Genomic DNA, 26303 nt, shown 5'->3' on the forward strand with positions numbered 1-26303 from the left:
CGGATCAGCCCCTGAGGGCACCCGCGGGCGCGGTACGCACGATCGTGTGTACCGCGTCCGTGACTTGAGCCTCCGTCAGGTCGGCGCGGGCCGTGAGGCGGAGGCGGGAGATGCCGTCGGGCACGGAGGGCGGGCGGAAGCAGCCCACGACCAGTCCCGCCGAGCGGCAGTCCGTCGCCCACCGGACCGCCTCGTCCGGGGTCGGCGCGTGCACGGAGACCACCGCGGCGTCCGGGCGCACCGTCGTCAGACCGGCCGCCGTCAGCCGCGTGTGCAGGGCGCTCGCCACCTCGCGGGCGCGGGCCGCGCGTCGGGGTTCACGGCGGATCAGGCGGAGCGCGGCGAGCGCGGCACCCGTGGCGGCCGGGGCGAGGCCGGTGTCGAAGATGAACGTACGGGCCGTGTTGACCAGGTGCTCGATCACCCTGGCCGGGCCGAGGACCGCACCGCCCTGGCTGCCGAGCGACTTGGACAGGGTGAGCGTGGCGACCACGTCGGGCGCGCCCGCGAGCCCCGCCGCGTGCGCCGCACCCCGGCCGCCGTCGCCGAGTACGCCGAGCCCGTGTGCGTCGTCGAGGATCAGGGCGGCGCCGAACGAGCGGCAGACGGCGGCGAGTTCGGGGAGCGGGGCGGCGTCGCCGTCGACGGAGAACACCGCGTCGGTGACCGCGACCGCCGGACCCTCGTGGCCGTCGAACGCCTTGCGGGCCGCGTCCGGGTCGGCGTGCGCGACGACGGACGTGGTGGCGCGGGCGAGCCGGCAGCCGTCGATGAGCGAGGCGTGGTTGCCCGCGTCCGAGACGATCAGGCCGCCGTGCGGGCCCAGGGCGGTGACGGCGGCGAGGTTCGCGGCGTACCCGGAGGACAGCACGAGCGCGGCTTCGAATCCGCAGAACTCGGCCAGTTCACGCTCCAGTTCGGTGTGCAGGGCCGTGGTGCCGGTGACGAGGCGGGAGCCGGTGGCGCCGCCGCCCCAGCGGTGCGCCGCGGCCGCCGCGCCCCCGGTGACCTCCGGGTGCAGCGCGAGGCCGAGGTAGTCGTTGCTCGCCAGGTCCAGGAGGTCGCTGTCGGCCGTGCGCGGCCTGAGGGTGCGTACGAGACCGGCGGCGCGGCGGCGCTCCGCCTGGTCGTCGAGCCAGGCGAAGGGGTCGCGGTGCGGCTCGCCGGCCGGGCCTGCGGCGGTGCGGTCGTCGGTCTCCTGGCGGTGCATCGGCCATCCCTCGCACGGCGGGCGCACGGGCGTGGACCACCCGGTGTGCGCGCGCCTTGATAGTCCCGGTCGCTTTGTCAGCAGTCAACAGACCCTAGTCGGCGGAAGGCGGGGTCAGGGTGTGGCAATACCCACACCCCGTGGCCGCTCTCTTGTGAGGTTCCTACTTGGCTGCGGGCCCTGCCGTAAGCGAGGATCACACCTCATGGACCTGCTGAACACGCTGGTGGACAAGGGGCTCAGGCGCGAACTGCCGACCCGTGAAGAGGCGCTCGCCGTACTGGCGACTTCCGACGACGAACTCCTGGACGTGGTGGCCGCGGCGGGCCGCGTGCGCCGCCAGTGGTTCGGGCGGCGGGTGAAGCTCAACTATCTGGTCAACCTCAAGTCCGGCCTGTGCCCCGAGGACTGCTCGTACTGCTCGCAGCGGCTCGGCTCCAAGGCGGACATCCTCAAGTACACCTGGCTGAAGCCCGACCAGGCCTCCGAGGCGGCGGCCGCGGGCGTCGCGGGCGGCGCGAAGCGGGTCTGTCTGGTGGCGAGCGGCCGCGGGCCCACCGACCGGGACGTGGACCGGGTCTCGAAGACCATCGAGGCGATCAAGGAACAGAACGAGGACGTCGAGGTCTGCGCCTGCCTCGGGCTGCTGTCCGAGGGCCAGGCCGACCGGCTGCGGGACGCGGGCGCCGACGCGTACAACCACAACCTCAACACCTCCGAGTCGACGTACGGCGAGATCACCACCACGCACACGTACCAGGACCGGGTGGACACCGTGCAGCAGGCGCAGGCCGCCGGGCTCTCGGCGTGCTCCGGCCTGATCGCGGGCATGGGCGAGAGCGACGAGGACCTGGTCGACGTGGTCTTCTCGCTGCGCGAGTTGGACCCGGACTCGGTGCCGGTGAACTTCCTGATCCCGTTCGAGGGCACACCGCTCGCCAAGGAGTGGAACCTGACGCCGCAGCGGGCGCTGCGCATCCTGGCGATGGTGCGGTTCGTCTGCCCGGACGTCGAGGTGCGGCTCGCGGGCGGGCGCGAGGTGCATCTGCGCTCGCTGCAGCCGCTCGCCCTGCACCTGGCCAACTCGATCTTCCTGGGCGACTACCTGACCAGTGAGGGCCAGGCGGGCAAGGCCGACCTGGACATGATCGCGGACGCCGGGTTCGAGGTGGAGGGCGCGGACAAGGTGACGCTTCCGGAGCACCGGCGAGCGGAGTCGGGTGCGGGTGCGGGCTGCGGTTCGCACGAGAGCGCGGGCGGAGGCTGCGGTTCGCACGCGGACTCGTCCGGCGGTGGCTGCGGACCGTGCGGTTCCGGTCCGGTGGAGGAGCCGGCCGCCGCCGACGAGGCGCGTACGGATCTGGTCGCGGTGCGCCGCCGCGGTGCGGGCACGGATCTGGCTCCCAATGCCTGAGCCTGTCCCCACCCCGCACGCATCCGCGTACGCACAGCAAGAACTGCTCGACCTCGACCGCCGCCACGTCTGGCACCCGTACGGTCCGATGCCCGGCCGGCAGGAGCCGCTGGTAGTCGAGTCCGCGTCCGGGGTAAGACTCCGACTCGCGGACGGCGGCGGCGAGTTGGTGGACGGCATGTCGTCCTGGTGGTCGGCCATCCACGGCTACAACCACCCGGTGCTCAACGACGCCGCGCGCTCCCAGCTGGAGCGGATGAGCCATGTGATGTTCGGCGGGCTCACGCACGAGCCCGCCGTACGGCTCGCGAAGCACCTTGTCGACATGTCGCCCGAGGGGCTCGAACATGTCTTCCTGGCCGACTCGGGCTCCGTGTCGGTCGAGGTGGCCGTCAAGATGTGCCTGCAGTACTGGCGCTCGCTCGGCCGTCCCGAGAAGCACAAGCTCCTGACCTGGCGCGGCGGTTACCACGGGGACACCTGGCAGCCGATGTCGGTGTGCGACCCCGAGGGCGGCATGCACGAGCTGTGGTCGGGCGCGCTCCCCCGGCAGATCTTCGCCGACCCGCCGCCCGCCGCGTACGAGGAGTCGTACGCGGAGCACCTGCGGGAGACGATCGCCGCGCACGCGCACGAGGTGGCCGCGGTGATCGTGGAGCCGGTCGTGCAGGGCGCGGGCGGGATGCGCTTCCACGCCCCCGCGTATCTGCGGGTCCTGCGCGAGGCCTGCGACGCGCACGGCGTGCTGCTCGTCTTCGACGAGATCGCCACCGGCTTCGGGCGTACGGGGACGCTGTTCGCCGCCGACCACGCGGCCGTGACGCCCGACGTGATGTGCGTCGGCAAGGCGCTGACCGGCGGCTATCTGACGCTCGCGGCCACGCTGTGCACGGCGCGGGTCGCGGACGGGATCTCGCGCGGCGAGGTGCCGGTGCTCGCGCACGGGCCGACGTTCATGGGCAACCCGCTCGCCGCCGCCGTGGCCTGCGCGTCCATCGAGCTGCTGCTCGCGCAGGACTGGCGGACCGAGGTCAAGCGGATCGAGTCCGGACTGGCGGACGGCCTCGGCGCGTTGGCGGACGCGCCGGGTGTACGGGACGTACGGGTGCTCGGCGCGATCGGTGTCGTGCAGCTGGACCATGAGGTGGACATGGCCGCGGCGACCCGGGCGGCGGTCGACGAGGGCGTGTGGCTGCGGCCGTTCCGCGACCTCGTCTACACGATGCCGCCGTTCATCACCGGCGATGCGGACCTGGCCCGGATCTGCCGGGCGGTCGGTGCTGTGGCGAGGGCGGCGTGAGCCGGATTGGGTGCGTGAGATGACGATTCTGCTGGTCAGCGGCACGGGTACGGAGATCGGCAAGACGGTGACGACGGCCGCGCTCGCCGCCGCCGCGCTCGCCGAAGGGCGTTCGGTCGCCGTGCTCAAGCCCGCGCAGACGGGTGTGGCGCCGGACGAGCGGGGCGACGCGGACGAGGTGGCGCGGCTGGCGGGCCCGGTGACGACGCTCGAACTCGCCCGCTACCCGGAGCCGTTGGCCCCCGACACGGCCGCGCGCCGCGCGGGGCTCCCTCCGGTACGGCCGTACGAGGTCGCCGACGCGGCGCGGAAGCTGGCCACCGAGCACGACCTGGTCCTCGTCGAGGGCGCGGGCGGCCTGCTCGTACGGTTCGACGCCGAGGGCGGCACGCTGGCGGACGCGGCGCGGCTGCTCGGGGCGCCGGTAGTCGTGGTGGCCCCGGCCGGTCTGGGCACGCTGAACGCGACGGCGCTCACGGGTGAGGCGTTGCGGGCTCGGGGGGTTGAGCAGGCGGGGGTCGTGGTCGGTAGCTGGCCTGCGTCGCCCGGCCTTGCGGAGCGGTGCAACCTCGACGATCTTCCCGTTGCGGCGGGGGCGCCGTTGCTGGGTGTGATCCCGGAGGGCTCCGGGGGCCTCGCTCCTTCGGAGTTTCGTGCGGCGGCGGCGGGGTGGTTCTTCCCCGCCCCGCCCCTTCCCTGAGGGGCTCAATTTTGAGCCCCTCCGGCGTTTGAGGAGCGGGGTACGGGGCGGAGCCCCGAAGCGCCGCAGGCTTACGGGAAGGGGCGGGGCGGGGAGAATGCGAAGTGAGCGACCACACCGGGAGGTTCCGCCATGTTGCAGCGCACCCGTCGTGCCCCGAAGCACACCGTTCACCACCCCCTCTTCGCCCGGTTCTACGCCTGGCAGAGCACGATCTCCGAGTCCGCCGTCGGACCGCACCGGGACGAACTGCTCGCCGGGCTCTCCGGGCGCGTGATCGAGATCGGCGCGGGCAACGGGCTGAACTTCGCGCGCTATCCGAGCACCGTCGCCGAGGTCGTCGCGATCGAGCCGGAGAGCGTGCTGCGCCGGCACGCGGTCGAGGCGGCGCTGCGGGCCGAGGTTCCGGTGGACGTCGTGCCGGGTGCGGCCGAGGCGCTGCCGGTGAAGAGCGAGGCGTTCGACGCGGCCGTGCTCTCGCTCGTGCTGTGCAGCGTGCGGGACGTGCCACGGGCGCTCGGCGAGCTGCGCCGGGTGCTGCGGCCCGGCGGTGAGCTGCGGTTCTTCGAGCACGGGCGGGCGCCCGATGGCCGCGGCATGCAGGCCGTGCAGAGCGGACTCGACCGTACGGTCTGGCCGCGGCTGTTCGGCGGCTGCCACGTCGGCCGCGAGCCGCTCGGCTCGCTCCGTGAGGCCGGTTTCGAGGTGACCTCGTACCGCCGGTTCCTCATTCCGGAACGGGGGCCGAAGCTGCCCTCGTCGTACTGCGTGCTCGGCACCGCGCGGCGGCCGGTCGCGGACGGTACGTGACTCAGTTGCTCCACTGCCGCAGCTCGGCCGCGATCGTGTGCACGTCGGCCGTGCCGTCCTTGACCAGACGGGCGAGGTCGCGGACCTGCTCGGGCGAGGTGACGACCTTCTGGCCGTCGGCGACGAGATAGGCGTACGCGACGGCCGAGGCGAACATCGCGTTGGCCCGCTCCAGGGCGGGGATGTGCAGCAGCTGTTGCAGCAGGGCGGCGGCGCGGGTGTGCGGGTCGTCGTAGACGGGCACGCCGAAGATCTCCGCCTCGTGCCGGGCGACGGCGGCGACCAGGGAGCCCCAGTCGGCGACCTGCGGGTCGGACGGCGTCTTCTGTTCGGCGATCATCAACAGCCAGGCGAGGTCGATCCGCAGGCTCAACGGCTGCCCTCGGTGCGCGCCGGGTTCTGGGGGTCGGTGACCGCGAACTCCTGCGCGAACACCGATTCGTACTGCTTCATGAAGTCCGCCGCGGCGTCCACGAAGGTCTGGCCGGTCTCGCCGACGTCCTGGCGGACCAGCTCCTCGATATAGCGGTTCACGCTCATGCCGCGGGCCAGGGCGCGTTCGCGGGCGGCCCTCGCGGTGTCCTCGTCCACGCGTACGTTCAACTGTGTCTTCGCCACCCCTCCAAGCTAGCGCCGAAACGCTAGCAGCGGCAAGGGCGGGCTCCGGCATTCCGGGCATCGCGAGTTCCGGCATTCCGGGCATCGGACTACCGTGGTCTTTGGCCGGTTCCCCGGCCCCCGCGGTCGACCCCGAGGAGGCGGCCTTGTCCAGATCTGCCGCAGCCGCAGCCGCCGTCCAGGACGCGGAGCCCGGCCCCGTCGCGGCCCGCGCCCGCGGCCTCACCAAGGCGTACGGGACCGGGGAGACCGCGGTCCTGGCCCTCGACGCCGTCGACGTGGACATCGCGCGCGGCCGGTTCACCGCCGTGATGGGGCCCTCGGGCTCCGGCAAGTCCACGCTGATGCACTGCCTGGCCGGGCTCGACTCCGTGTCGGCGGGCCGCGTCTGGCTGGGCGGGACGGAGATCACCGGCCTGAAGGAGCGGGAGCTGACCCGGCTGCGGCGGGACCGGATCGGCTTCATGTTCCAGTCGTTCAATCTGCTGCCGACGCTCACCGCCGCCGAGAACATCACGCTTCCCCTGGACATCGCGGGCCGCCGCCCGGACCGGGCGTGGGTGGAGCGGGTCGTGGACACGCTCGGCCTGCGGGACCGGCTCGGGCACCGCCCTGCCCAGCTCTCCGGCGGCCAGCAGCAGCGGGTGGCCTGCGCGCGGGCGCTCGCCTCCCGGCCCGAGCTGATCTTCGCGGACGAGCCGACCGGCAACCTCGACTCGCGTGCCGGGCTCGAAGTGCTCGGCTTTCTGCGCGAGGCCGTGGACCGGCTCGACCAGACCGTCGTGATGGTCACCCACGACCCGGGCGCGGCCGCCCACTCCGACCTGGTGCTCTTCCTCGGCGACGGGCGGATCGTGGACACGATGGCCGAGCCGAGCGCCGAAGCCGTACTGGAGCGGATGAAGCGCTTCGACACGCTGCTGCCGGAGACCGACCAGCGCCCAGGGACCGTCTTGCCGTCACGCCCAGGGGCCGCCTCGCCGTCAGGCCCAGGGGCCGCCTCGCCGTCACGCCCAGGGCCCGTCTCGCCGTCAGAGGCCGGGCAGCGGCCAGGCGCCGGATCACCGTCAGAGGCCCGGCAGCAGCCAGACACCGGATCGCCATCTGAGGCCCGGCAGCGGCCAGACGTCGGGGCGCCGTCAGAGACCGGCCAGCGGCCAGACACCCGATCACCTTCAGAGGCCCGACAGCGGCCAGACACCGGATCACCATCCGAGACCCGACACCAGCCAGACACCCGATCACCATCCGAAACCCGACAGCAACCAGACGCCGGGGTGCCCCCAGGAGCCGGGCCGGGTGGCGGGGCGCAGGCCGGGGCCGGGTTGCGCGAGGGGTGACGCGGTCGTGCTCAAAGCCACCCTGCGCAGCTTCTTCGCCCACAAGGGCCGGCTCGTGCTCTCCGCGCTCGCCGTCGTCCTGTCCGTGGCGTTCGTCGCGGGCAGCCTGATCTTCTCGGACACGGTGAGCCGTACGTTCGACCGGCTCTTCGCGTCCACGTCGGCGGACGTCACCGTCGGGCCGAAGGAGAGCTTCGGGGAGTCGGTGCCGTCCGGGACCGTGCCGACGATCCCAGCCCAACTCGCCGAGCGAGTAAGGGCGGTGGACGGAGTCGCGGACGTCCAGGTCGACGCGGCCGTCGAGAACGTCACGGTCGTGGACGCCCGCAGAGAGCCCGTGGGGCCAACCACCGGCGCGCCGACCATCGCCACCAACTGGTACGTCAGCGACCGCAGTCCGGTCGAGCTGACCTCCGGGCACGCGCCGCGCGGACCCGGGCAGGCGCTGCTCGACGCGGACACCGCCGACGAGAAGGGCGTCGCGATCGGTGACACCCTGACCGTGCTCGCGCCGCCCGGCTCCTTCGACGTACGGGTCGTCGGCATCGCCACCTTCACCACCACCAACCCCGGCGCAGCCCTGGTCTTCCTCGACACCCCGACAGCGCAGCGCGAACTCCTCGGCGACCCGGACGCGGCGACCGCGCTCTCCGTGACCGCCGGTCCCGGAGTGGACGACGCCACGTTGAAGCAGCGGCTCGGCGCGGAACTCGGCGGCGGCTACGAGCTGCGGACCGCCGCCGAGCAGGCCGAGTCGTCGGCGGCCCAACTGGGCGGATTCCTCGACGTGATCAAGTACGTGATGCTCGGCTTCGCCGGTGTCGCCGTGCTCGTCGGGGTGTTCCTGATCGTCAACACCTTCTCGATGCTGATCGCGCAACGCACCCGCGAGCTGGGCCTCCTGCGCGCCCTCGGGGCCGACCGGGCGCAGGTGCGCCGCTCCGTGCTCGTCGAGGCGCTGCTGCTCGGCGTGGTCGGTTCGACGCTCGGCCTGGCCACCGGCATCGGACTCGCCTTCGGCCTGATCGAGCTGATGGCGCTCGCGGGGATGAACCTGGACGCCACGGAGATGGTGATCGGCCCGGTGACCCCGGTCGCGGCGTACGTGGTGGGCGTCGGCGTCACGTTCGTCGCCGCGTATCTGCCGGCCGGGCGGGCCGCCAAGGTCTCCCCGATGGCGGCGCTCGCGGATGCCGAAGTCGCCGGTGTGGGGCGGCCGTTGACGGTGCGTGCCGTGGTCGGTGCGGTGGTGGCGGTGGCCGGGGCGGCGGCCCTGACCGGCTGTGCGGTGAGCGCGGACACCTCCACCTCGGCCTCACTGCTCGGCCTCGGGGTGGTCCTCACCCTGGTCGCGACGGTGGTCGCGGGCCCGCTCCTGGTGCGGCCGGTGATCCGGGTCCTGGGCGGGGCGTTCCCGGCGCTGTTCGGCTCGGTGGGCCGGATGAGCCAGCGCAACGCGCTGCGCAACCCGCGCCGCACCGGGGCCACCGCGGCGGCGCTGATGGTGGGGCTCGCGCTGGTGGGCGGGCTCTCGGTGGCGAGCGCGTCGATGACGGCGTCCTTCGACAAGGAGATCGACCGGACCCTGGGCGCCGACTTCATGGTGCAGTCGGCCAACTTCCGCCCGTTCCCCCGCGAGATCACCGAGCGGGTCCAGGACGTCGACGGCGCGGGTCTCGTCGTACGGCAGCGTTTCGTACCGCTGGCGCTGTCGCTGCCGGACGGGAAGCGCGTGGAGTCGGCGGCCGCCGCGTACGATCCGGGGCTCGACCGGGTGGCCCGCGTCGAGTACACGGTGAACGGTACGGCCGAGGCGCTCGCGCCCGGACACATCGGCATGGACCAGGAGTTCGCGGCCGACCACCGGGTGCGGGTCGGCGACACGGTGCCCGTGGAGTTCCCCGGCGAGCGGAAGGCCGAGCTGATCGTCGGGGCGCTCACCGACCTGGGTGGTCCGAGCACTCCGGGCGCGCAGGGCAACCTCGTCGTCGGCATGGCCACGGCGGACCGGTACGTGCCGGGCGGGCAGGACTCGGTGCTGTTCGTGAACGCGGCGGACGGCACGGGCCCGGACACCCTGCGCGCGGCCCTGAACGAGGCGCTCGATCCGTATCCGCAGGTGCAGGTGCGGGACCAGGCCGACTACAAGGAGCTGGTGCGCGAGCAGATGGCCGTGCTGCTGTATCTGGTGTACGCGCTGCTCGGCCTGGCGATCGTGATCGCGGTGCTCGGCGTGGTCAACACCCTGGCCCTGTCGGTCGTGGAGCGCACCCGGGAGATCGGTCTGCTGCGCGCGATCGGGCTCTCGCGGCGGCAGTTGCGGCGCATGATCCGCCTGGAGTCGGTGGTGATCGCCGTGTTCGGCGCGGTCCTGGGCCTCGGTCTCGGTCTGGTGTGGGGGCTCGCCGTGCAGCAGGTGCTCGCCCTGGAGGGCATGACGGAGCTGGCGATCCCGTGGGGCACGGTCCTCGCGGTGGTGCTCGGCTCGGTGGTGGTGGGCCTGGCGGCGGCGCTCGTACCGGCGTTGCGGGCGTCCCGGATGAACGTGCTCGCGGCGATCGCGCACGAGTGAGCCACGCCCGTGCGGCCGCGGCAATCGCGCACGAGTGAGCCACACCGTACGACCGGTGGCCGCGGCCCGAACTCTCCTCATCCGTACGGGAGTTACTTCTGGGGCTCCCAGAGCGTGGCCGTCGTCAGATACGTGGGCAGGCTGTCGGGCGTGTCCCGGTTGACCTTGCGGATCCACAGGTGGGCCACCGCCTTGTCGGCGGTCTCCACGCAGAGGCCGACGCCCTTCTTCAGGACCGAGTCGTCGCGCAGCTTGTCCAGCGGGACCGGGTTGGGCAGAGAGGTGTCCCGGGCGGCCTTGAGGCAGGCGCTCGGGGTGGGGAACTCGGCGGTGACGGTGTTCATGATGCTGCCGTCGGTGGCCTGCAGACCCTCATCCTCCTCGGGTTCGGCGCAGGCGTGGTACGCGAGGGCGCCGAGGTAGTCGGCGGCGTCGATGTTGCCGCGGCGGGTCACCCGGAAGTCGTTGTCGATGTCGACGTGCAGGGTGTCGCACTTGGAGACGTTGGTGGCCTTCTCCGGCTTCGGACCGGCGATCGTGACCGTCTTGTCCTGCACGGTCAGCCGCCAGCCCGCCTCGGTCCTGGCGCCGCCCGGTTTGGGCTGCTCACCGCCCGAACCGCCTTCCCCGCCACCGGAGTCGGCGTTCCCGTCGTCGGCACTGCCGTCGCCGGTGGGCTGCTCGGTGTTGTTCTCGCCGGGCTGTTCGGTGCCCTGGCCGTTCGCCTCGTTCGAGGGGGGCGTGTCGTCCTCGGTGAGCATTTTGTACCCGAGCACCGAGCCCACGCCGACGGCCACCACGGCGACGGCGGCGGCCGCCACGATCAGGCCGGTCTTCCGGCGGGGCGGCGTCGAGCCCGGCGCGGTCTGCGCCTGGAGCTGCTGGTCCGGTACGGGGGCGGCGTGCTGAGGCGGCGGGGGCGTGCTCGGCGCGAAGGCGGGCGGCGGCTGGGGCGGCTGCGTCGGCAGGTGCGCGACGGGGGCCGCCTGCGGGGGCTGCTGCATCGACGGCTGCGGGGGCTGGTGCGGGGCCTGGTGCTGGGCCTGTTGCTGGGCCTGTTGCTGGGCCTGTTGCGGGGTCGACGCGGCGATCCGCATCGTGTGCTCCTGCTGCTGCACGGCCTGCGCCAGGTTCGGCGGCAGCCACCAGCCCTCCGAGCGGTCGAGCCCGGCCGCGCCCGCGACGGCGTGGCAGTGGTCGACGATCTCCGCCGGGGACGGCCGGGCCGCCGGGTCCCGGCTCAGACAGCTCTCCAGCAGGCCGCGCAACTCCTGCGGGCAGCCGTCCAGTTGGGGCTCGTTGGCGACGATGCGGTGCAGGATCGCCTGCGAGGGCCCCTCGCCGTAGGCGTGCGTACCGGTGACCGCGTAGTGCAGCACCAGGCCGAGCGCGAACACGTCGAGGGCCGGGCCGATGTCGCCGCCGGTGGCCTGCTCCGGGGCCATGTAGGCGGGCGTGCCGAGCGCGACGTTGGTGCCGGTTAGGGCCGCGGTGTCGGCGGCGCGGGCGATGCCGAAGTCGATGACGCGCGGGCCGTCCGCGCCGAGCAGCACGTTGGACGGCTTGAGGTCGCGGTGCACGATGCCCGCGCCGTGGATCGTCTGCAGCGCCTCGGCCACACCGCCGGCCAACTGCAGGACCGTGCGCAGCGGAAGGGCCCCGTGCCGGCTCACGGCCTCGGAGAGCGGCGGCCCGGGGACGTAGGCGGTGGCGAGCCAGAGTTCGCCGTCCTCGGTGCGGCTGTCCAGGACGGGCGCGGTGTACGGACCCTGTACGCGGCGTGCGGCGGCCACCTCCTGGCTGAACCGCTCCTTGAACAGCGGGTCCTGGGCGTACTCGCGGCGCACCACCTTCAGGGCGACGGGCTGGCCGCCGCGCGTGTGCGACAGATAGACCACGCCCATGCCGCCCTGGCCGAGGCGCCCTTGCAGCCGGTAACCGGCTATCTCCCTGGGCTCGTCAGGAGCCAGCTGTTCCATCCGCGTACGCCTCCCCGTTCGTTGGAGTGGACATGATACGAACCGGCGTACGGGCCTCCGGACCCGCCCGCGTCCTGTCGTCTCGGCCCGTGAAATCCCCTCGCGGCCGTCGCGCGCCCCGTGCTTCGCTGGCGATCATGAGCGCCCTGACGATCCGTACCGCCGAACCCGCCGACGCCACCGACGTGCTCGCCTTCTGGAAGGAGGCAGCCGAGGGGACCAGCGTCAGCGACGACGAGGCCGGGGTGACCGGGCTCATCGCGCGCGACCCCGGCGCCCTGCTCCTCGCCGAGGCCGACGGGCTGCTCGTCGGCTCCGTGATCGCGGGCTACGACGGCTGGCGCTGCAGCCTGTACCGGCTGGCCGTCCTGCCCTCGCACCGCAGGCGGGGCATCGCGACGGCGCTGCTCGACGCGGCCGAGGAGCGGTTCGTGGTGCTCGGCGGCCGGCGCGGGGACGCCATGGTCCTGGAGGCCAACGAGCGGGCGCAGCAGGCCTGGTCGGCGGCCGGTTATCGGCGCGAGGACCACTGGCGGCGCTGGGTGAAGCCACTGGCCGAGCGAGCCTGAACGCTTCCCTGGAGCGCGCCTCGGAGCTGGTCCCGGAGCCGGGGCCGGAGGCCGGAGGCCGGAGCTGGTCCCAGACGCCGGAGCCAGAGCCGGTCCCGAAGCCGGAGCCGGAGCCGGAGGCCCGAGCCGCCGCCCGAGCCGGTCCCGGACGCCGGAGCCAGAGCCGGTCCCGGACACCGGAGCCAGAGCCGGTCCCGAAGCCCGAGACGGTCCCGGAGGCCCGAGCCGGTCCCGGACGCCGGACCCGGAGCCGGGCCCGAGCTCGGCCCCGCCCCTTCCTTTGCTGGTCCTTTACTCTGGTAACTCCGCTCCCGCTCGCTTCGAGCCGAGCAGCCGTACCCGAACGAAAGGTGTGAGCGTCCGCCCATGGGCGAGCCTCCCAGTAGCGTCTCCGTAGCGTCTCCGCGACCAGAAGCACATCGGGCCGACATCGCGCGGCCGTCCCTCCCCTGTCCGATCATGGGACGGAGGTGACCCGATGACCGAACTGCTCCTGCTCGGCGTGGCCCTGCTGCTCACCCTGGCCTGCGGTGTGTTCGTCGCCGCCGAGTTCTCCCTCACCACCGTCGAGCGCAGCAGCCTCGACCGTGCCGTCGCCGACGGTGAGCGCGGTGCGGACAGCGCCCAGAAGGCCGTCCGCAGCCTCACCTTCCAGCTGTCCGGCGCGCAGCTCGGCATCACCGTGACCGGCCTGGTCATCGGCATGCTCGCCAAGCCGTCGATCGGCAAGCTGCTCTCCGGGCCACTGGACGACCTCGGCCTGTCGAAGAGCGCCGCCGACGGCGTCGCCCTGACCCTCGGCACCGTGATCTCCACGGTCGTCCTGATGGTCGTCGGCGAGCTCGTCCCGAAGAACTGGGCGATCTCCTCGCCGCTCGCCGTGGCCAAGCGCGTGGCCACCGCGCAGCGCTGGTTCAGCGCCGCGTTCAAGCCGCTGATCACGCACCTCAACAACACAGCGAACCGCTCCGTGCGCCTGATCGGCCTGGAGCCCGCCGAGGAGCTGGCGTCCGCGCGCGGCCCGCAGGAGCTGGTCGCCCTGGCCCGGCACTCCGCGAAGGAGGGCGCCCTGGAGGCAGACACGGCCGAGCTGTTCGTCCGTACGCTCAATCTGGCGGACCTCACCGCCGAGAACGTGATGACGCCGCGCGTGCAGGTGATGGCCCTGGACATCCAGGCCACCGCCGAGGACGTGGCCACCGCGACCCGCGCCACCGGCCTGTCCCGCTTCCCCGTCTACCGCGGCAACCTCGACTCCGTCGTCGGCGTCGCGCACATCAAGGACGTGCTCGCCATACCGGCCGAGCGCAGGCCCCGCTTCCCCGTCGCCGAGCTGCTCCGCGAGCCGCTGCTCGTCCCCGAGACGCTCACCGTGGACCGCCTCCTGGACCGCATCTCCGGCAAGCGCACGATGGCCGTCGTCATCGACGAGTACGGCGGCACGGCCGGCGTCGCCACCCTGGAGGACATCGTCGAGGAGGTCGTCGGCGAGGTCCGCGACGAGCACGACCCGCACGAGACGTCCGACCTGGCCCCCGCCGGCACCGACGAGCACGGCCGCAGGCTGTACGACGCCGACGGCGCCGCCCGCACCGACCAGCTCGCGAAGATCGGCCTGCGCACGCCGGACGGCCCGTACGAGACGCTGGCGGGTCTGGTCGCCTCCGAGCTCGGCCGGATTCCCGCGGCCGGGGACGTGGTCGAGGTCGACGGCTGGCGCCTCGACGTCCTCGACGCCACCGGCCACCGCGCCGCCCGCCTGCTCCTGCACGCACCGCTCGACCTGCCCGGACGCACCGCCGCGTCCACCGGCCCGACCAGCACGCCCGGGACCGGGGAGGGTGCGCGATGACCGCGATCCAGCTACTGATCGGCCTGGCCACCCTCGTGGTCAACGCCTTCTTCGTCGGCGCCGAGTTCGCCCTGATCTCGGTCCGCCGCAGCCAGATCGAGCCGCACGCCGAAGGGGGCGACCGGCGGGCCCGCAGCGTCATGTGGGGCCTGCAGCACGTCTCCGCCCTGATGGCCGCGGCCCAGCTCGGCATCACGCTGTGCACCCTGGTGCTCGGCATCGTCGCCGAGCCCGCGATCGCCCACCTCCTGGAGCCGGTCTTCGACGCGGTGGGCGTGCCGCACGGCCTGATCCACCCGGTGTCGTTCGTGATCGCCCTCGCCGTGGCCACGTATCTGCACATGCTGCTCGGCGAGATGATCCCGAAGAACATCGCGCTCGCCGAACCCGTGCGCAGCGCGCTGCTCCTCGGTCCGCCGCTCGTGGCGACCACGCGGGCCCTGCGCCCGGTGATCTTCGCGATCAACGCCTTCGCGAACGCCCTGCTCAAGCTGCTCAGGGTGGAGCCCAAGGACGAGGTGGAGGCCACGTTCTCGGACGACCAGCTGGCCCGGCTCGTCAAGGACTCCGGGGACGCGGGCCTGATCGACGACCGCGCGCAGGAGCGCCTGCACGACGCCCTCGAACTCGGCCGCCGCCCGGTCCGTGACGTGGTGCTGCCCCTTGAGCAGGTGGTGTACGCGGAGATCGGCGTCACCCCCGAGCAGTTGGAGCGGCTGTCCGCCCGCTCCGGGTTCTCCCGCTTCCCCGTGGTCGACCAGGGGCGCCGCATCGTGGGCTATCTGCACGTCAAGGACGCCCTCGACGCCTCGCCGCGCGACCTGCCGTTCCAGGTCAGGGACATGCGCCCGATCGCCCGCGTACGGGAGTCCACTCCGCTCGACGACGTGCTGACCGCGATGCGCCGCAGCCGCACCCACGTGGCGGCGGTCCTCGGCGAGGACGGGCGGCTCGCGGGCCTGGTGACCATGGAGGACGTCCTGCGGGAGCTGTTCGGCCAGCCCGTCTGAGCGCGGGGGGCCTGTGCGAGAGGGGTGCTGGTGAGTCAACTGGTCCTGCGGGACGTGTCGTTCGGCTACCCCGAGCGGCCGGTCCTGGAGCGGGTCTCGCTGTCCGTGCGGCCCGGTGAGCACGTCGGCGTGATCGGGGAGAACGGTTCCGGCAAGTCGACGCTGCTGCGGCTCGTCGCGGGGCGTGCCGTGCCCGGCGAGGGCGAGGTGCGGGTGGTGTCGGACGGCGGTACGGGGTATCTCGCGCAGACCCTCGAACTGCCGCCGCACGCCACCGTGCAGGACGCCGTGGAGGACGCGCTCGCCGAGCTGCGGGACCTGGAGCGGCGCATCCGGCTGGCCGAGGAGTCCCTCGGCACGGCCGGTCCCGCGGAGCTCGCCGCGTACGCCGACCTGGTCGCCGCCTTCGAGGCCCGCGACGGCTACCGGGCCGACGCGCGCCTGGACGCGGCCCTGCACGGCCTCGGCGTACCGCATCTCGGGCGTGGGCGGACGCTCGGCTCGCTGTCCGGCGGGGAGGCGGCGCGGCTCGCGCTCGCCTGCGTGCTCGCGGCCGCGCCCGAGCTGCTGCTCCTCGACGAGCCGACCAACCACCTGGACGCGGCCGCCCTCGTCTGGCTGGAGGAGCGGCTGCGCACCCACCGCGGCACGGTCGTCGCCGTCACCCACGACCGGGTCTTCCTGGACCGGGTCGCGGACACGATCGTCGAGGTCGACGGGGACCGGCAGAGCGTCGAGCGGTACGGCGGCGGCTGGCACGGCTATCTCGCCCAGCGCACGGCGGCCCGGCTGCGCTGGGAGCAGCGCTACCGCGAGTGGCGGGACGAGGTGGAGCGCCAGGAGAAGATCGCCGAGGGCGCCGCCGACCGGCTCTCCTCGGGCTGGCGGATGCGGGACAGCAGCACGTTCGCCAAGTTCTCCAAGCACCAGCGGTCGGTGGAGGGCCAGGTGTCCGGCGTCGTCCGCAACGCACGGGAGCGGCTGCGGCGCCTGCGGGCCGATCCGGTGCCGCGGCCGCCGGACCCGCTGCGGTTCACGGCCGAGCCGGAGGGCGGGGACCACCCGTTCCTGCTGCCCGTGGAGCTGACGGATGTGGCGGTGGGCGAACGTCTGGCCGTGGACCGCCTCCGCCTCGCGCCGGGCACGCGGCTCCTGGTCACGGGGCCCAACGGCGCGGGCAAGTCCACGCTGCTGGGCGTCCTCGCGGGTTCGGTCACCCCGGACCGCGGCGAGGTCCAACGCCCGGTCCGCGTCGGCCACTTGCCGCAGGAGGTCCCGTACGACGACGGCTCGGAAGGTGCGCGTACACTCCTCGCCGCCTTCGCCGCGGGCCTGCCCGGCCTGCCCGAGGACCACGCGGACCGGCTCCTCGCCCTCGGTCTCTTCCGCGAGGCGGACCTCGTGGTTCCGGTACGCGGAGTCTCGATCGGCCAGCGCCGCCGCCTGGCCCTGGCCCGCCTGCTCACCCGCCCCGCCGACCTGCTCCTCCTCGACGAGCCCACCAACCACCTCTCCCCCGCCCTGTCGGAAGACCTGGACCAGGCCCTCGCGACCTACCCCGGCACCCTGGTGATCGTCTCCCACGACCGCCGCCTACGGGCCACGTTCACGGGACACCGGATCGAGGTGGTCGGGGGTCGGCTTCGGGGGGAGCGAGACTTCGGGTGAGCCCCCCATTCCGGGGGCCGGCCCCCGGACCCCGCTCCTCAAACGCCGGAGGGGATGAGCTGTGCAGGCGGGGCTGGGCTCTTAGGGGCGCGGGGAACTGCGCGACCAGCCACGACGGCGCGGCAGCCGAACAACCGGGCACGGGGCAGAGCCCCGAAGACAAGGGCCAGGGGCGGAGCCCCAAAACAGGCGCCGGGGGCCGGGCCCCGAAGCACCGGGGCGCAGCCCCGTAGAGAGGGTCCGGGGGCGGAGCCCTCGGGACGTCACAACGCGGGCCGAGGCCGGCGGATACCATCGCTGACGCCATGCAGATAAATGCCACCTACACCAGTCTCGTCGCGACAGGCGACTCCTTCACCGAGGGCATGTCCGACCGCCTCCCCGACGGCTCCTACCGCGGCTGGGCCGACCTGCTCGCCGAGCGGATGGCGGCCCTACAGCCCGGGTTCCGGTACGCCAACCTCGCCGTGCGCGGCAAGCTCATCGGGCAGATCGCCGCCGAGCAGGCCGACGCCGCGGCCGCCCTGCGACCCGACGTCGTGACCCTGGTCGGCGGGCTCAACGACACCCTGCGCCCCAAGTGCGACATGGGCCGCGTACGGGCGCTGCTCGACGAGGCCGTGGAGAAGCTGGCGCCCGCCTGCAAGCAGCTCGTGCTGATGCGCAGCCCCGGCCGGCAGGGCCCGGTGCTCGAACGGTTCCGGCCGCGGATGGAGGAGCTGTTCGCGCACATCGACCGCCTCGCCGAGCGGCACGGCGCCCTCGTCGTCGACCTGTACGGCGCGTCCGTGCTCGGCGACCAGCGGCTGTGGGACGTGGACCGACTGCACCTCACCGCCGAGGGGCACCGCCGGGTCGCGGAGGCGGTGTGGCAGAGGCTCGGGTACGCGGCCGAGGACGACTGGCGGGCCCCGCTGCCCGCCCCCGTCCACCCGCGCTGGGCGCAGCGCCGCGCCGCCGACGCCCGGTTCGCGCGGGAGCACCTGGGGCCGTGGATCGGCCGCCGCCTGACCGGCCGGTCCTCGGGCGACGGACGCAACGGCGCCCAGTTCGACCCGGCCGAGGGCAAGGCCTTCTGGATCGGCCCCGCCGAGGACGGCACGCCGGGTCCGGTGACGGGCTGGCACCGCGTCGAGGCCTGAGCCGCCGTACGGGGCCGGGGCCGCCCGCGCCCCGGAGCGTCGCGGGGCGCCGCGCCAGGGGCGTCCCCCGACATGCGAAGGGATTGTGCCGATACGGGGTGGCGGGAACTCTCCGGTGCCTTCTACCGTCTGCCACCCAACAGCCTTCACCAGAACACCAGTTGTCGGGGGTACGCAGGTGGATCCCGCACTCGTCCTCAGCCGTCTCACCCAGCCGTTCGTCGCCGCCCTCGTGAAGCGGCTCCTCGTCGCGCCCGGCCCCGGCGCCGGACTCGTCGAGAAGAGCGCCGTGCCGGTCCGGCGGCTCGTCGGCTTACGCGGCGAGCCCCGCACCGTACGCGACCGCGAACTGCACGCCCTGGGCGCGAAGCTCGTACGGCAGGCGGTGGGCGGGCCCGGTGAGCGGCCCGTGCGGCCGGACGAGGACCAGGTCGTCGCCGACGCGCTCGCCCGCACCCTCGACGCGCTCGGCGAGGTCGAGATGAGCGACGTCCAGGCGGTGGCGCTGCAGGCCGACGGGTTCGCGCAGCACCTCGGCTCGCTCGTCCCGGACGCCGCCCGCGAGCTGTCCGAAGAGGGCGCGCTCCTGCACGCCCTGCTCCTGGAGGTCACCGCCCGGCACATCCTGGAGTTCTTCACCAGCCGGTCGGCGTTCGTACCCCGCACCCTGGTCGAGCACAGCGGCTTCCTCGCCGAACTCTGCAAGCGGTACGAGCGGTTGGAGGCGCGCGTGCCCTCGCAGGGGGCCGCCGACGCCGCGTTCGAGGAGCGCTTCGCACGGGACACCGCGATCCTCCACAACCGCCTGACGATCTTCGGCATAGACCTCGCCAGCGCCCCCGACTCCTGGCCGCTCGACTCCACGTACCTCGGACTGCGCTGCGAACCCGGCGGCGGGCCGCAGGGCTCGGCCACCCCGGTGCCGGTGTCGCGCGCGCTGGCCGGGCGCAGCCGGATCCTGGTGCGCGGAGTGGCCGGATCCGGCAAGACGACACTGCTGCAGTGGCTCGCCGTCGCCACCGCCAAGGGCGAGCTGCCGCAGCAGCTGGCAGGCCTGCGCGACCGGGTGCCGTTCGTGCTTCCGGTACGCCGCTTCAGCCGCGAGAACCCGCCTGTGCCGGGCGAGTTCCTCGCCGTGAACGGCTACCCGGGCTCGGACGCGCAGCCGCCCGGCTGGGCGGACCGGGTGCTGAGACAGGGCCGCGGGCTTCTGCTCATCGACGGGGTGGACGAGGCTCCCGAGCCCGCCCGCGAACGCCTCCGCCACACCCTGCGCGACTGGACGGCGCTCTACCCGGGCAACGTCTGGCTGGTCACCACCCGCCCCTCCGCCGTACCCGAGGAGTGGCTGGCCGCCGAGGAGTTCGCCGAAGTCCAGCTGGCCCCGATGAGCCGCGACGAGGTCGCCGCGTTCGTCGAGCGCTGGCACGCCGCCGCCCGCCAGGAACCCGGCGCCGACCCGGCGGTCCTCGCCCGGTACGAGCAGACACTGATCGACGCCCTGCGCCTCACCCGCGACCTGGGCCGCCTCGCCACCAACCCGCTGATGTGCGGACTCCTCTGCGCGCTGCACCGGCATCTGCGCGGCTATCTCCCCAGCGGCCGCAAGGAGTTGTACGACGCGGCCATGTCGATGCTGCTCGAACTGCGGGACCGCCAGCGCGTCGTACCGGACGACGGCATCGCGCTCAGCCGGCAGCCGAAGATCCAGCTGCTGCAGAAGCTCGCGCACTGGATGCTGATCAACGGCAAGTCGGAGATGGAGCGGGACATCGCCGTCGACATCCTGCGGCGCCATCTGCCCGCCGTACCGGCCGCGGCCAGGCAGGGCGACGCCGAGACGATCTACCGCCACCTGCTCAACCGCACCGGCCTCCTGCGCGAACCCACCGCGGGGTCCGTGGACTTCATCCACCGCACGTTCCAGGACTATCTCGCCGCCGACGCGATGGTGCAGCAGCACGACTTCGGGCTGCTGCTCAACCACTCCCATCTCACCGAGTGGGAGGACGTGGTCCGTATGGCGGTCTCCCTGTCCCGGCCGAACGAGGTCGCGGAGCTGCTGCGCGGCATGGTCTCCCGCCGTCCCGGCCTGCGCACCGCGCACGCCCGGCACAGCAAGCTGCTCGCCGCGGCCTGTCTGGAGAACGTGAGCGAGATCGACCCGGAGGTACGGCAGTTGGTGCAGCGGGCCACCCAGCAGATGGTGAACCCGGCCAGCCCCGCCGGAGCCCGCGCGCTCGGCTGGATCGGCCCGATCGTCCTGGAGATGCTGCCGGACCCGCGCACGGTCTCCGACGACCGGGCGTACATCCTCGCGATCACCGCGTCCTCCGTCGCCGACGACATGGCCATCGACTACCTCGCGGGCCTGCGCGAGCGCGAGCGCATGGACATCCGCGTCCAGCTCGCGAACGCCTGGCCGCGGTACGACACGGCCCGCTACGCGCAGCAGGTCATCGCCCACCTCGACGAGCACGGCGGGCTCTACTTCCCCGTCTCCGACCTGCACGAGGCCCGCGCCCTCGCCGACCTCGGCGGCCGCGCCCATCTGTACGTCAAGGGCCAGCTCGACCCGGCGCGGCTGGCCGGGATACTGCCCGTCGAGCGCGTCCGCCGACTGCGCCTCGAACCCGACCACCCGGCCACGGACGAACAGTGGCAGGCCTCGTTCCCGTACGTGGAGGGGCCGATCTGGCGGGAGTGAGCCCTCCCGGCACACCCCTGGGCTCTCGTAGGTTCCGACGAAGGGGACCGGGGCGTCAGCCTGTCCGAAAGTGTCAGTAAACTGGCCGACTGTGACTGCAAAGCCCCGCATCCCCAACGTCCTGGCCGGCCGCTACGCCTCCGTCGAGCTCGCCGCCCTGTGGTCCCCCGAGCAGAAGGTGAAACTGGAGCGCCAGCTGTGGCTGGCCGTCCTTCGCGCCCAGAAGGACCTCGGGATCGAGGTGCCGCAGGCCGCCCTCGACGACTACGAGCGGGTCCTCGACCAGGTCGACCTGGCCTCGATCGCCGAGCGCGAGAAGGTCACGCGGCACGATGTGAAGGCCCGTATCGAGGAGTTCAACGCCCTCGCCGGGCACGAGCAGGTCCACAAGGGCATGACGTCCCGCGACCTGACGGAGAACGTCGAGCAGCTGCAGGTCCGGCTCTCCCTCGAGCTGGTGCGGGACCGCACGGTCGCCGTCCTGGCCCGCCTCGGCAAGCTCTCCGGTGAGTACGGCGAGCTGGTCATGGCCGGCCGCTCGCACAACGTCGCCGCCCAGGCCACCACCCTCGGCAAGCGCTTCGCGACAGCCACGGACGAGCTGCTCGTCGCGTACGGCCGCATCGAGGAGCTGCTTAACCGCTACCCGCTGCGCGGCATCAAGGGCCCGGTCGGCACGGCCCAGGACATGCTGGACCTCCTCGGCGGCGACGCCGACAAGCTGGCCGACCTGGAGCAGCGGATCGCCGGGCACCTGGGCTTCGCGCAGGCCTTCACCTCGGTCGGCCAGGTCTACCCGCGCTCGCTCGACTACGAGGTCGTCACCTCGCTCGTCCAGCTGGCCGCCGCGCCCTCCTCGCTGGCGAAGACGATCCGCCTGATGGCCGGGCACGAGCTGGTCACCGAGGGCTTCAAGCCGGGCCAGGTCGGCTCATCGGCGATGCCGCACAAGATGAACACCCGCTCCTGCGAGCGCGTCAACGGCCTGATGGTGATCCTGCGCGGGTACGCGTCGATGACCGGCGAGCTGGCGGGCGACCAGTGGAACGAGGGCGACGTGTCCTGCTCCGTGGTACGCCGGGTCGCGCTGCCGGACGCGTTCTTCGCGCTCGACGGCCTCCTGGAGACGTTCCTGACGGTGCTCGACGAGTTCGGCGCCTTCCCCGCCGTCGTCGCCCGTGAGCTGGACCGCTACCTGCCGTTCCTCGCCACCACGAAGGTGCTGATGGCGTCGGTGCGCGCGGGCGTCGGCCGCGAGGAGGCGCACGAGGCGATCAAGGAGAACGCGGTCGCCTCCGCCCTCGCGATGCGCGAGCAGGGCGCCGAGCGCAACGAACTGCTCGACAAGCTGGCCGCCGACTCCCGGATCCCGCTCGACCGTGCGCGGCTCGACGAGCTGATGGCGGACAAGCTGTCCTTCACGGGTGCGGCCGCCGGCCAGGTGACGCAGGTCGTGGCCCGCGTCGAGGAGATCGTGAAGCAGCACCCGGAAGCCGCCGGTTACACGCCGGGGGCGATCCTCTGACGCTCCCGGGCCGGGACGAACTCGAAGCCGCCCGCGACCGCATCGTTCCCGATGTGGTCGCGGGCGGTTTGGATGTGCTGTTCTGCGGCATCAACCCCAGCCTGATGACGGCGGTGACGGGCCACCACTTCGCCCGTCCCGGCAACCGCTTCTGGCCGGTCCTGCACCGCTCCGGCTTCACGCCCCGTCAGCTCCACCCGTCCGAGCAGCGGGAGTTGCTCTCGTACGGGCTCGGCATCACGAACGTCGTGGCCCGCGCGACTGCCCGTGCCGATGAGCTGTCCCGTGCGGAGTACGAGGAGGGCGGCCGGATCCTGGAGGAGAAGGTGGCCCGGCTGCGGCCCGGGTGGCTGGCGGTCGTCGGGGTCACCGCCTACCGCGCGGCGTTCGGCGAGCGCACCGCGCAGATCGGCCCGCAGGAGCGGACGATCGGAGGCAGCGGCGTTTGGGTGCTGCCCAACCCCAGTGGGTTGAACGCGCGTTGGACGGTGGAGGCGATGGCCGAGGAGTACGGCAGGCTCAAATCCAGCCCGTCCGGCGCTTGAGGACGAGGCCTCCCCCAAGCTCTCGGCTGCGCTCGAGCAGGGAGGTACCCCCACGCCGAAGGGGGGTCTGGGGGCGCAGCCCCCAGGAACCGAGCCCCGGACGACGGCGCCCTCACGGTCGACGTGAGATCAAGGCTTACGCCCCATCGCCCCGTACTGCGCGACCTGCCGAGGCTCCGTGCCCGGCTCCGCGCGCCAGCGGGAGCAGGAGACCAGGCCGGGCGGGAGCAGTTCGAGGCCGTCGAAGAACGCGGCGATCTCCTGGCCGGTGCGGGCGGTGATCGGCGGCTTGGCGTTCTCGTTCCAGAAGGCCATGGCCTCCGTGTTTCCGGAGCCGCCCAGCTCCAGGGTCGGGTGGGTGACCACCAGGTAGCTGCCGGACGGCACCGCGTCCACGAGGCGTCGCACGATCTCCGTGGCCTGCTCGGTGTCCAGGACGAAGTTGAGGATGCCGAGCAGTATCACCGCGACCGGGCGGTCGAGGTCGAGGGTCTCGGCGGCGGCGCGCAGGATGGCGTCCGGGTCGTGCGCGTCCGCGTCGACATAGCTCGTGGCGCCCTCCGGTGCGCTGGTCAGCAGGGCGCGGGCGTGGGCGAGGACCGTGGGGTCGTTGTCGACGTAGACGATGCGGGAGTCGGGGGCGATGCGCTGGGCGACTTCGTGGGTGTTGTCCGCGGTGGGCAGCCCCGTACCGATGTCGAGGAACTGGCGGATGCCGGCCTCGCCCGCGAGGTACCGGACGGCGCGGCCGAGGAACTCCCGGTCGGCGCGGGCGACTTGGCCGATGCTCGGGTACATCGAGGTGACCTGGTCGCCGACCTCCTTGTCGACGGTGTAGTGGTCCTTGCCGCCGAGCCAGTAGTTCCAGACGCGGGCGTTGTGCGCGACCTGTCCGCTGTGCTCAGTCATCCGGGCTCCTTCGGCCGTCCATGGGCTTCGCCGTCCATGATCCTCAAGAGGCCATGGTGACACGGCCGTTGGCGCTGCCGTTCAGCTCCGGCGCGTTCGCGGACCGGGACGCCCTGGGGACCTGACGCCCTGGCGCCTGGCACCTGGCGCCCGCCCGGCACCCGGCACCCAGCACCCGGCACCCGGCACCCGGCCCCCGGCCCCCGGCCCCCGGCCCCCGGATCACGGATCACGGTGGGTCGACGTCCGTGGCCACCGCGAGTAAGCGCAGCAGCCGGGGGCGCTCCCGGTCGGTGACGGCCAGGGCCAGCCAGCGGTCGCCGGTGTGCCACAGCTCGGCGCTGCTAGCCGACCAGCTCAGGCCGTGCCACGGCTCGGGTATGTCCTCCCCCTCTCCGCCGCGCAGCAGCACGCCCTGCAGCCCGAACGGGCCGTGGGCCACCCACTTCTCCCCCAGCGGCTCGTGCAGGGCCGCCAGCTCCGCCGCGTACTGCTCGCATCTCTCTTCGTACTCCCCCGGGTCCGTCGCGTCGCAGTCCGTGCGCCGCAGCTCCTCGACGCGGAACGCGCGCTCCGCGGGCAGCGCGCGGGAGCACAGCTGGTCTATGGCGTGCAGATGCCGGGCCGAACTCATGCCTCAAGTAAACCGGCGACCACTGACAACGGGGGCGGCGGCCGGCCGACGGCCGCTCGCGCACGGGGGTTCAGGCGTCCCTTCGGCGCAGGGCCCACCAGCCGGCGAGAAGCGTCGCCGCCGACCAGGCCGCGCACACCGCGAGTCCGGTCCACGGGCCGAGATGGCCGGCCGGGTGCGCGTGCAGGATCTGCTGCCCGGCCCGGTCGGGCAGGAACTCCGCGACCGAACCGGCCACGTCCCCGATCACGAACGGCACGATGAGCACGAACGGGACGAGGGTGCAGAGGACGGCGACGCCGCTGCGCAGCACGGTCGTCAGTCCGGCCGCGAACAGGGCGAGCAGAGCGAGGTAGATCCCCGCGCCGACGCAGGCGCGCACCGCTCCCGGATGGTCCAGCCCGATCGCGTACGGGCCCATGAAGGACTGCCCGAGCAGGAACGAGGCGAAGGCGGTGACGAGGCCCGTCGCCAGGGCGAGCCCGCCGAGCACGGCGATCTTCGCGGCGTAGAACGGTCCGCGGCGCGGTACGGCGGCGAGCGAGATCCGCAGGGCGCCGTTCAGGTACTCGGAGGACATCGCCGTCACGCCGAAGCTGATGGCGGCGATCTGGCCGAAGTTGAGCGCGTAGAAGGCGTCGTAGAGCGGTTCCGCGCCCGGATCGTCTGCCTCCGCCTGGCCGATGGTGGCGAAGGCGAGGGCGGTGGTGCCGAGGGTGACGAGGAGAACGGCGATCAGCGAACCGGCCGTTCCGCGCAGGGACTTGACCTTGATCCACTCGGAGTGGAGTACGGCGCTGAAGCTCATTGCCGGGCCTCCTCGCGGGGTGAGGCGGCGGTCTCGGTGGGCGGTGCGTTACGGGCCGTGTACTCCATCGCGTCTGCCGTCAGGGCGAGATACGCCTCCTCCAATGTGCCCTCCTGGGCGGCGAGTTCGAGGATCGGTAGGCCCGCGCGTGCCGTGATCCGGCCGATGTCCTCCACGCGCGCGTCGGCGACGTTCCAGCGCCCCGAGTCCAGCCCCGAATCCAGCTCCCGTACGGGCCGGTAGCCGTGCCCTTCGAGCAGGGCGGCGAGCGCGGCGTCGTCGGAGCTGCGCACGCGGACACGCGGCTGCACCTGGGTGTCGATGAACTCCTGCATCGGCGTGTCCGCGAGCAGCCGGCCCCGGCCGAGCACGACCAGGTGGTCGGCGAACGAGGCGGTCTCGTTCATGAGGTGGCTGGAGACCAGGACGGTGCGGCCCTCGCGGGCGAGGCGGCGCATCAGCTCCCGGATCCAGATGATGCCTTCGGGATCGAGCCCGTTGGACGGCTCGTCGAGCATCAGGACGGCCGGGTCGCCGAGCAGCGCGGCCGCGATCCCGAGCCGCTGCCGCATGCCGAGGGAGTACGACTTCACGCGCCGCCCGGCCACGGCGCTCAATCCGGCCTCGTCGAGCACCTCGTCGACCCGGCGGGCCGGGATGCGGTTGCTCGCGGCGAGCGCCCGCAGGTGGGCGCGGGCGGTACGGGAGCCGTGCGCGGCCTGCGGGTCGAGGAGCGCGCCGACGTGCCGCAGCGGTTCGCCGAGCGCGGCGTAGGCGCGGCCGCCGACGGTGGCCGTGCCCGAGGTGGGGTGGTCGAGGCCGAGGACGAGGCGCATCGTGGTGGACTTGCCGGCGCCGTTGGGGCCGAGGAACCCGGTGACCCGGCCCGGTTCCACGGCGAAGCTGAGCCGGTCCACGGCACGTGTGCTGCCGTACTCCTTGGTGAGTTCGAGGACATCGATCCTTGTCATGGTCCGAGCCTCGCGGGGCC

21 protein-coding genes and 1 pseudogene are annotated in these 26303 nt (G+C 73.1%); 14 read left to right on the top strand and 8 right to left on the bottom strand.

The window, feature by feature from the left end; all coding sequences use genetic code 11:
• Positions 1 to 4: 4 nt before the first annotated feature.
• A complete protein-coding gene (locus QIT00_RS06930) occupies positions 5 to 1210 on the bottom strand; it encodes an 8-amino-7-oxononanoate synthase (RefSeq protein ID WP_282534208.1) in 1206 nt (401 codons plus the stop codon).
• Positions 1211 to 1415: 205 nt separating this feature from the next.
• Between QIT00_RS06930 and bioB the strand changes: the two genes are divergently transcribed.
• From bioB to QIT00_RS06950, 4 genes are all read left to right on the top strand, one after another.
• The gene (gene bioB, locus QIT00_RS06935; protein ID WP_282534209.1) at positions 1416 to 2624 is read left to right on the top strand and encodes a biotin synthase BioB; all 1209 of its coding nucleotides are present in this window, start codon (positions 1416 to 1418) and stop codon (positions 2622 to 2624) included.
• Positions 2617 to 3924 (top strand): adenosylmethionine--8-amino-7-oxononanoate transaminase, encoded by a 1308-nt coding sequence (locus tag QIT00_RS06940; protein ID WP_282534210.1) that lies wholly within the window; start codon positions 2617 to 2619, stop codon positions 3922 to 3924. The genes bioB and QIT00_RS06940 overlap by 8 nt, the downstream gene beginning before the upstream one ends.
• A 19-nt stretch (positions 3925 to 3943) precedes the next feature.
• Positions 3944 to 4624: a dethiobiotin synthase gene (bioD, locus tag QIT00_RS06945; RefSeq protein ID WP_282534211.1), complete on the top strand. Its 681-nt coding sequence runs from the start codon at positions 3944 to 3946 to the stop codon at positions 4622 to 4624.
• A 132-nt stretch (positions 4625 to 4756) separates the two neighbouring features.
• Entirely contained in the window at positions 4757 to 5434 is a 678-nt protein-coding gene (locus QIT00_RS06950; protein WP_282534212.1) for a class I SAM-dependent methyltransferase, read from the top strand.
• Position 5435: 1 nt separating this feature from the next.
• On the opposite strand, the gene QIT00_RS06955 is transcribed toward QIT00_RS06950, so the two are convergent.
• On the bottom strand, positions 5436 to 5807 hold the full coding sequence (locus QIT00_RS06955; protein ID WP_282534213.1) for a fic family toxin-antitoxin system, toxin component: 372 nt from the start codon (positions 5805 to 5807) through the stop codon (positions 5436 to 5438).
• Positions 5804 to 6052, bottom strand: coding sequence for an antitoxin (locus QIT00_RS06960; RefSeq protein ID WP_282534214.1), 249 nt, complete (start codon positions 6050 to 6052; stop codon positions 5804 to 5806). The genes QIT00_RS06955 and QIT00_RS06960 overlap by 4 nt, the downstream gene beginning before the upstream one ends.
• Positions 6053 to 6198: 146 nt before the next feature.
• Here QIT00_RS06960 and QIT00_RS06965 point away from each other — a divergent pair.
• A pseudogene (locus QIT00_RS06965) lies at positions 6199 to 6987 on the top strand (ABC transporter ATP-binding protein); the annotation flags it as partial.
• Between the two features lie 412 nt (positions 6988 to 7399).
• Positions 7400 to 9964, top strand: a complete 2565-nt coding sequence (locus tag QIT00_RS06970; RefSeq protein ID WP_282534215.1) for an ABC transporter permease — start codon at positions 7400 to 7402, stop codon at positions 9962 to 9964.
• Positions 9965 to 10056: 92 nt separating this feature from the next.
• On the opposite strand, the gene QIT00_RS06975 is transcribed toward QIT00_RS06970, so the two are convergent.
• The gene (locus QIT00_RS06975) at positions 10057 to 11943 is read right to left on the bottom strand and encodes a serine/threonine-protein kinase (protein ID WP_282534216.1); all 1887 of its coding nucleotides are present in this window, start codon (positions 11941 to 11943) and stop codon (positions 10057 to 10059) included.
• 137 nt (positions 11944 to 12080) lie between these two features.
• Between QIT00_RS06975 and QIT00_RS06980 the strand changes: the two genes are divergently transcribed.
• The 8 genes from QIT00_RS06980 (at position 12081) to mug (ending at position 22961) form a co-directional block, all read left to right on the top strand.
• Complete coding sequence (locus tag QIT00_RS06980) at positions 12081 to 12512, top strand: GNAT family N-acetyltransferase (protein ID WP_282534217.1); 432 nt, start codon at positions 12081 to 12083, stop codon at positions 12510 to 12512.
• A 478-nt stretch (positions 12513 to 12990) separates the two neighbouring features.
• Positions 12991 to 14364, top strand: a complete 1374-nt coding sequence (locus tag QIT00_RS06985; protein ID WP_282534218.1) for a hemolysin family protein — start codon at positions 12991 to 12993, stop codon at positions 14362 to 14364.
• Entirely contained in the window at positions 14361 to 15374 is a 1014-nt protein-coding gene (locus QIT00_RS06990; protein WP_282534219.1) for a hemolysin family protein, read from the top strand. The genes QIT00_RS06985 and QIT00_RS06990 overlap by 4 nt, the downstream gene beginning before the upstream one ends.
• A 30-nt stretch (positions 15375 to 15404) precedes the next feature.
• Positions 15405 to 17042 (top strand): ribosomal protection-like ABC-F family protein, encoded by a 1638-nt coding sequence (gene abc-f, locus QIT00_RS06995; RefSeq protein WP_282534220.1) that lies wholly within the window; start codon positions 15405 to 15407, stop codon positions 17040 to 17042.
• A 305-nt stretch (positions 17043 to 17347) separates the two neighbouring features.
• Positions 17348 to 18184, top strand: a complete 837-nt coding sequence (locus tag QIT00_RS07000) for an SGNH/GDSL hydrolase family protein (protein ID WP_282534221.1) — start codon at positions 17348 to 17350, stop codon at positions 18182 to 18184.
• 178 nt (positions 18185 to 18362) lie between these two features.
• Entirely contained in the window at positions 18363 to 20891 is a 2529-nt protein-coding gene (locus QIT00_RS07005; protein WP_282534222.1) for an NACHT domain-containing protein, read from the top strand.
• Positions 20892 to 20982: 91 nt separating this feature from the next.
• Positions 20983 to 22416, top strand: a complete 1434-nt coding sequence (gene purB / locus QIT00_RS07010) for an adenylosuccinate lyase (protein ID WP_282534223.1) — start codon at positions 20983 to 20985, stop codon at positions 22414 to 22416.
• A gap of 53 nt (positions 22417 to 22469) precedes the next feature.
• The gene (gene mug / locus QIT00_RS07015) at positions 22470 to 22961 is read left to right on the top strand and encodes a G/U mismatch-specific DNA glycosylase (RefSeq protein ID WP_282534224.1); all 492 of its coding nucleotides are present in this window, start codon (positions 22470 to 22472) and stop codon (positions 22959 to 22961) included.
• 129 nt (positions 22962 to 23090) lie between these two features.
• Here the strand turns inward: mug and QIT00_RS07020 are convergent, their stop codons facing one another.
• The 4 genes from QIT00_RS07020 to QIT00_RS07035 form a co-directional block, all read right to left on the bottom strand.
• A complete protein-coding gene (locus tag QIT00_RS07020) occupies positions 23091 to 23870 on the bottom strand; it encodes an SAM-dependent methyltransferase (protein ID WP_282534225.1) in 780 nt (259 codons plus the stop codon).
• Between the two features lie 229 nt (positions 23871 to 24099).
• Positions 24100 to 24504, bottom strand: a complete 405-nt coding sequence (locus tag QIT00_RS07025; protein ID WP_282534226.1) for a hypothetical protein — start codon at positions 24502 to 24504, stop codon at positions 24100 to 24102.
• A 70-nt stretch (positions 24505 to 24574) separates the two neighbouring features.
• Positions 24575 to 25312, bottom strand: a complete 738-nt coding sequence (locus QIT00_RS07030; protein ID WP_282534227.1) for an ABC transporter permease — start codon at positions 25310 to 25312, stop codon at positions 24575 to 24577.
• On the bottom strand, positions 25309 to 26283 hold the full coding sequence (locus QIT00_RS07035; protein WP_282534228.1) for an ATP-binding cassette domain-containing protein: 975 nt from the start codon (positions 26281 to 26283) through the stop codon (positions 25309 to 25311). The genes QIT00_RS07030 and QIT00_RS07035 overlap by 4 nt, the downstream gene beginning before the upstream one ends.
• Positions 26284 to 26303: the final 20 nt, after the last annotated feature.

Source organism: Streptomyces luteolus, from assembly GCF_029968015.1.
Taxonomy (GTDB): Bacteria; Actinomycetota; Actinomycetes; order Streptomycetales; family Streptomycetaceae; genus Streptomyces; species Streptomyces luteolus.

Coding starts and splice junctions, on each gene's coding strand:
- QIT00_RS07025 (WP_282534226.1), bottom strand. CDS start 24,504: ATGAGTTCGGCCCGGCATCTGCACGCCATAGACCAGCTGTGCTCCCGC.
- bioB (WP_282534209.1), top strand. CDS start 1,416: ATGGACCTGCTGAACACGCTGGTGGACAAGGGGCTCAGGCGCGAACTG.
- QIT00_RS07000 (WP_282534221.1), top strand. CDS start 17,348: ATGCAGATAAATGCCACCTACACCAGTCTCGTCGCGACAGGCGACTCC.
- QIT00_RS06975 (WP_282534216.1), bottom strand. CDS start 11,943: ATGGAACAGCTGGCTCCTGACGAGCCCAGGGAGATAGCCGGTTACCGG.
- QIT00_RS06930 (WP_282534208.1), bottom strand. CDS start 1,210: ATGCACCGCCAGGAGACCGACGACCGCACCGCCGCAGGCCCGGCCGGC.
- QIT00_RS07020 (WP_282534225.1), bottom strand. CDS start 23,870: ATGACTGAGCACAGCGGACAGGTCGCGCACAACGCCCGCGTCTGGAAC.
- QIT00_RS06940 (WP_282534210.1), top strand. CDS start 2,617: ATGCCTGAGCCTGTCCCCACCCCGCACGCATCCGCGTACGCACAGCAA.
- QIT00_RS06950 (WP_282534212.1), top strand. CDS start 4,757: ATGTTGCAGCGCACCCGTCGTGCCCCGAAGCACACCGTTCACCACCCC.
- bioD (WP_282534211.1), top strand. CDS start 3,944: ATGACGATTCTGCTGGTCAGCGGCACGGGTACGGAGATCGGCAAGACG.
- QIT00_RS07035 (WP_282534228.1), bottom strand. CDS start 26,283: ATGACAAGGATCGATGTCCTCGAACTCACCAAGGAGTACGGCAGCACA.
- QIT00_RS06985 (WP_282534218.1), top strand. CDS start 12,991: ATGACCGAACTGCTCCTGCTCGGCGTGGCCCTGCTGCTCACCCTGGCC.
- QIT00_RS07030 (WP_282534227.1), bottom strand. CDS start 25,312: ATGAGCTTCAGCGCCGTACTCCACTCCGAGTGGATCAAGGTCAAGTCC.
- QIT00_RS06980 (WP_282534217.1), top strand. CDS start 12,081: ATGAGCGCCCTGACGATCCGTACCGCCGAACCCGCCGACGCCACCGAC.
- QIT00_RS06990 (WP_282534219.1), top strand. CDS start 14,361: ATGACCGCGATCCAGCTACTGATCGGCCTGGCCACCCTCGTGGTCAAC.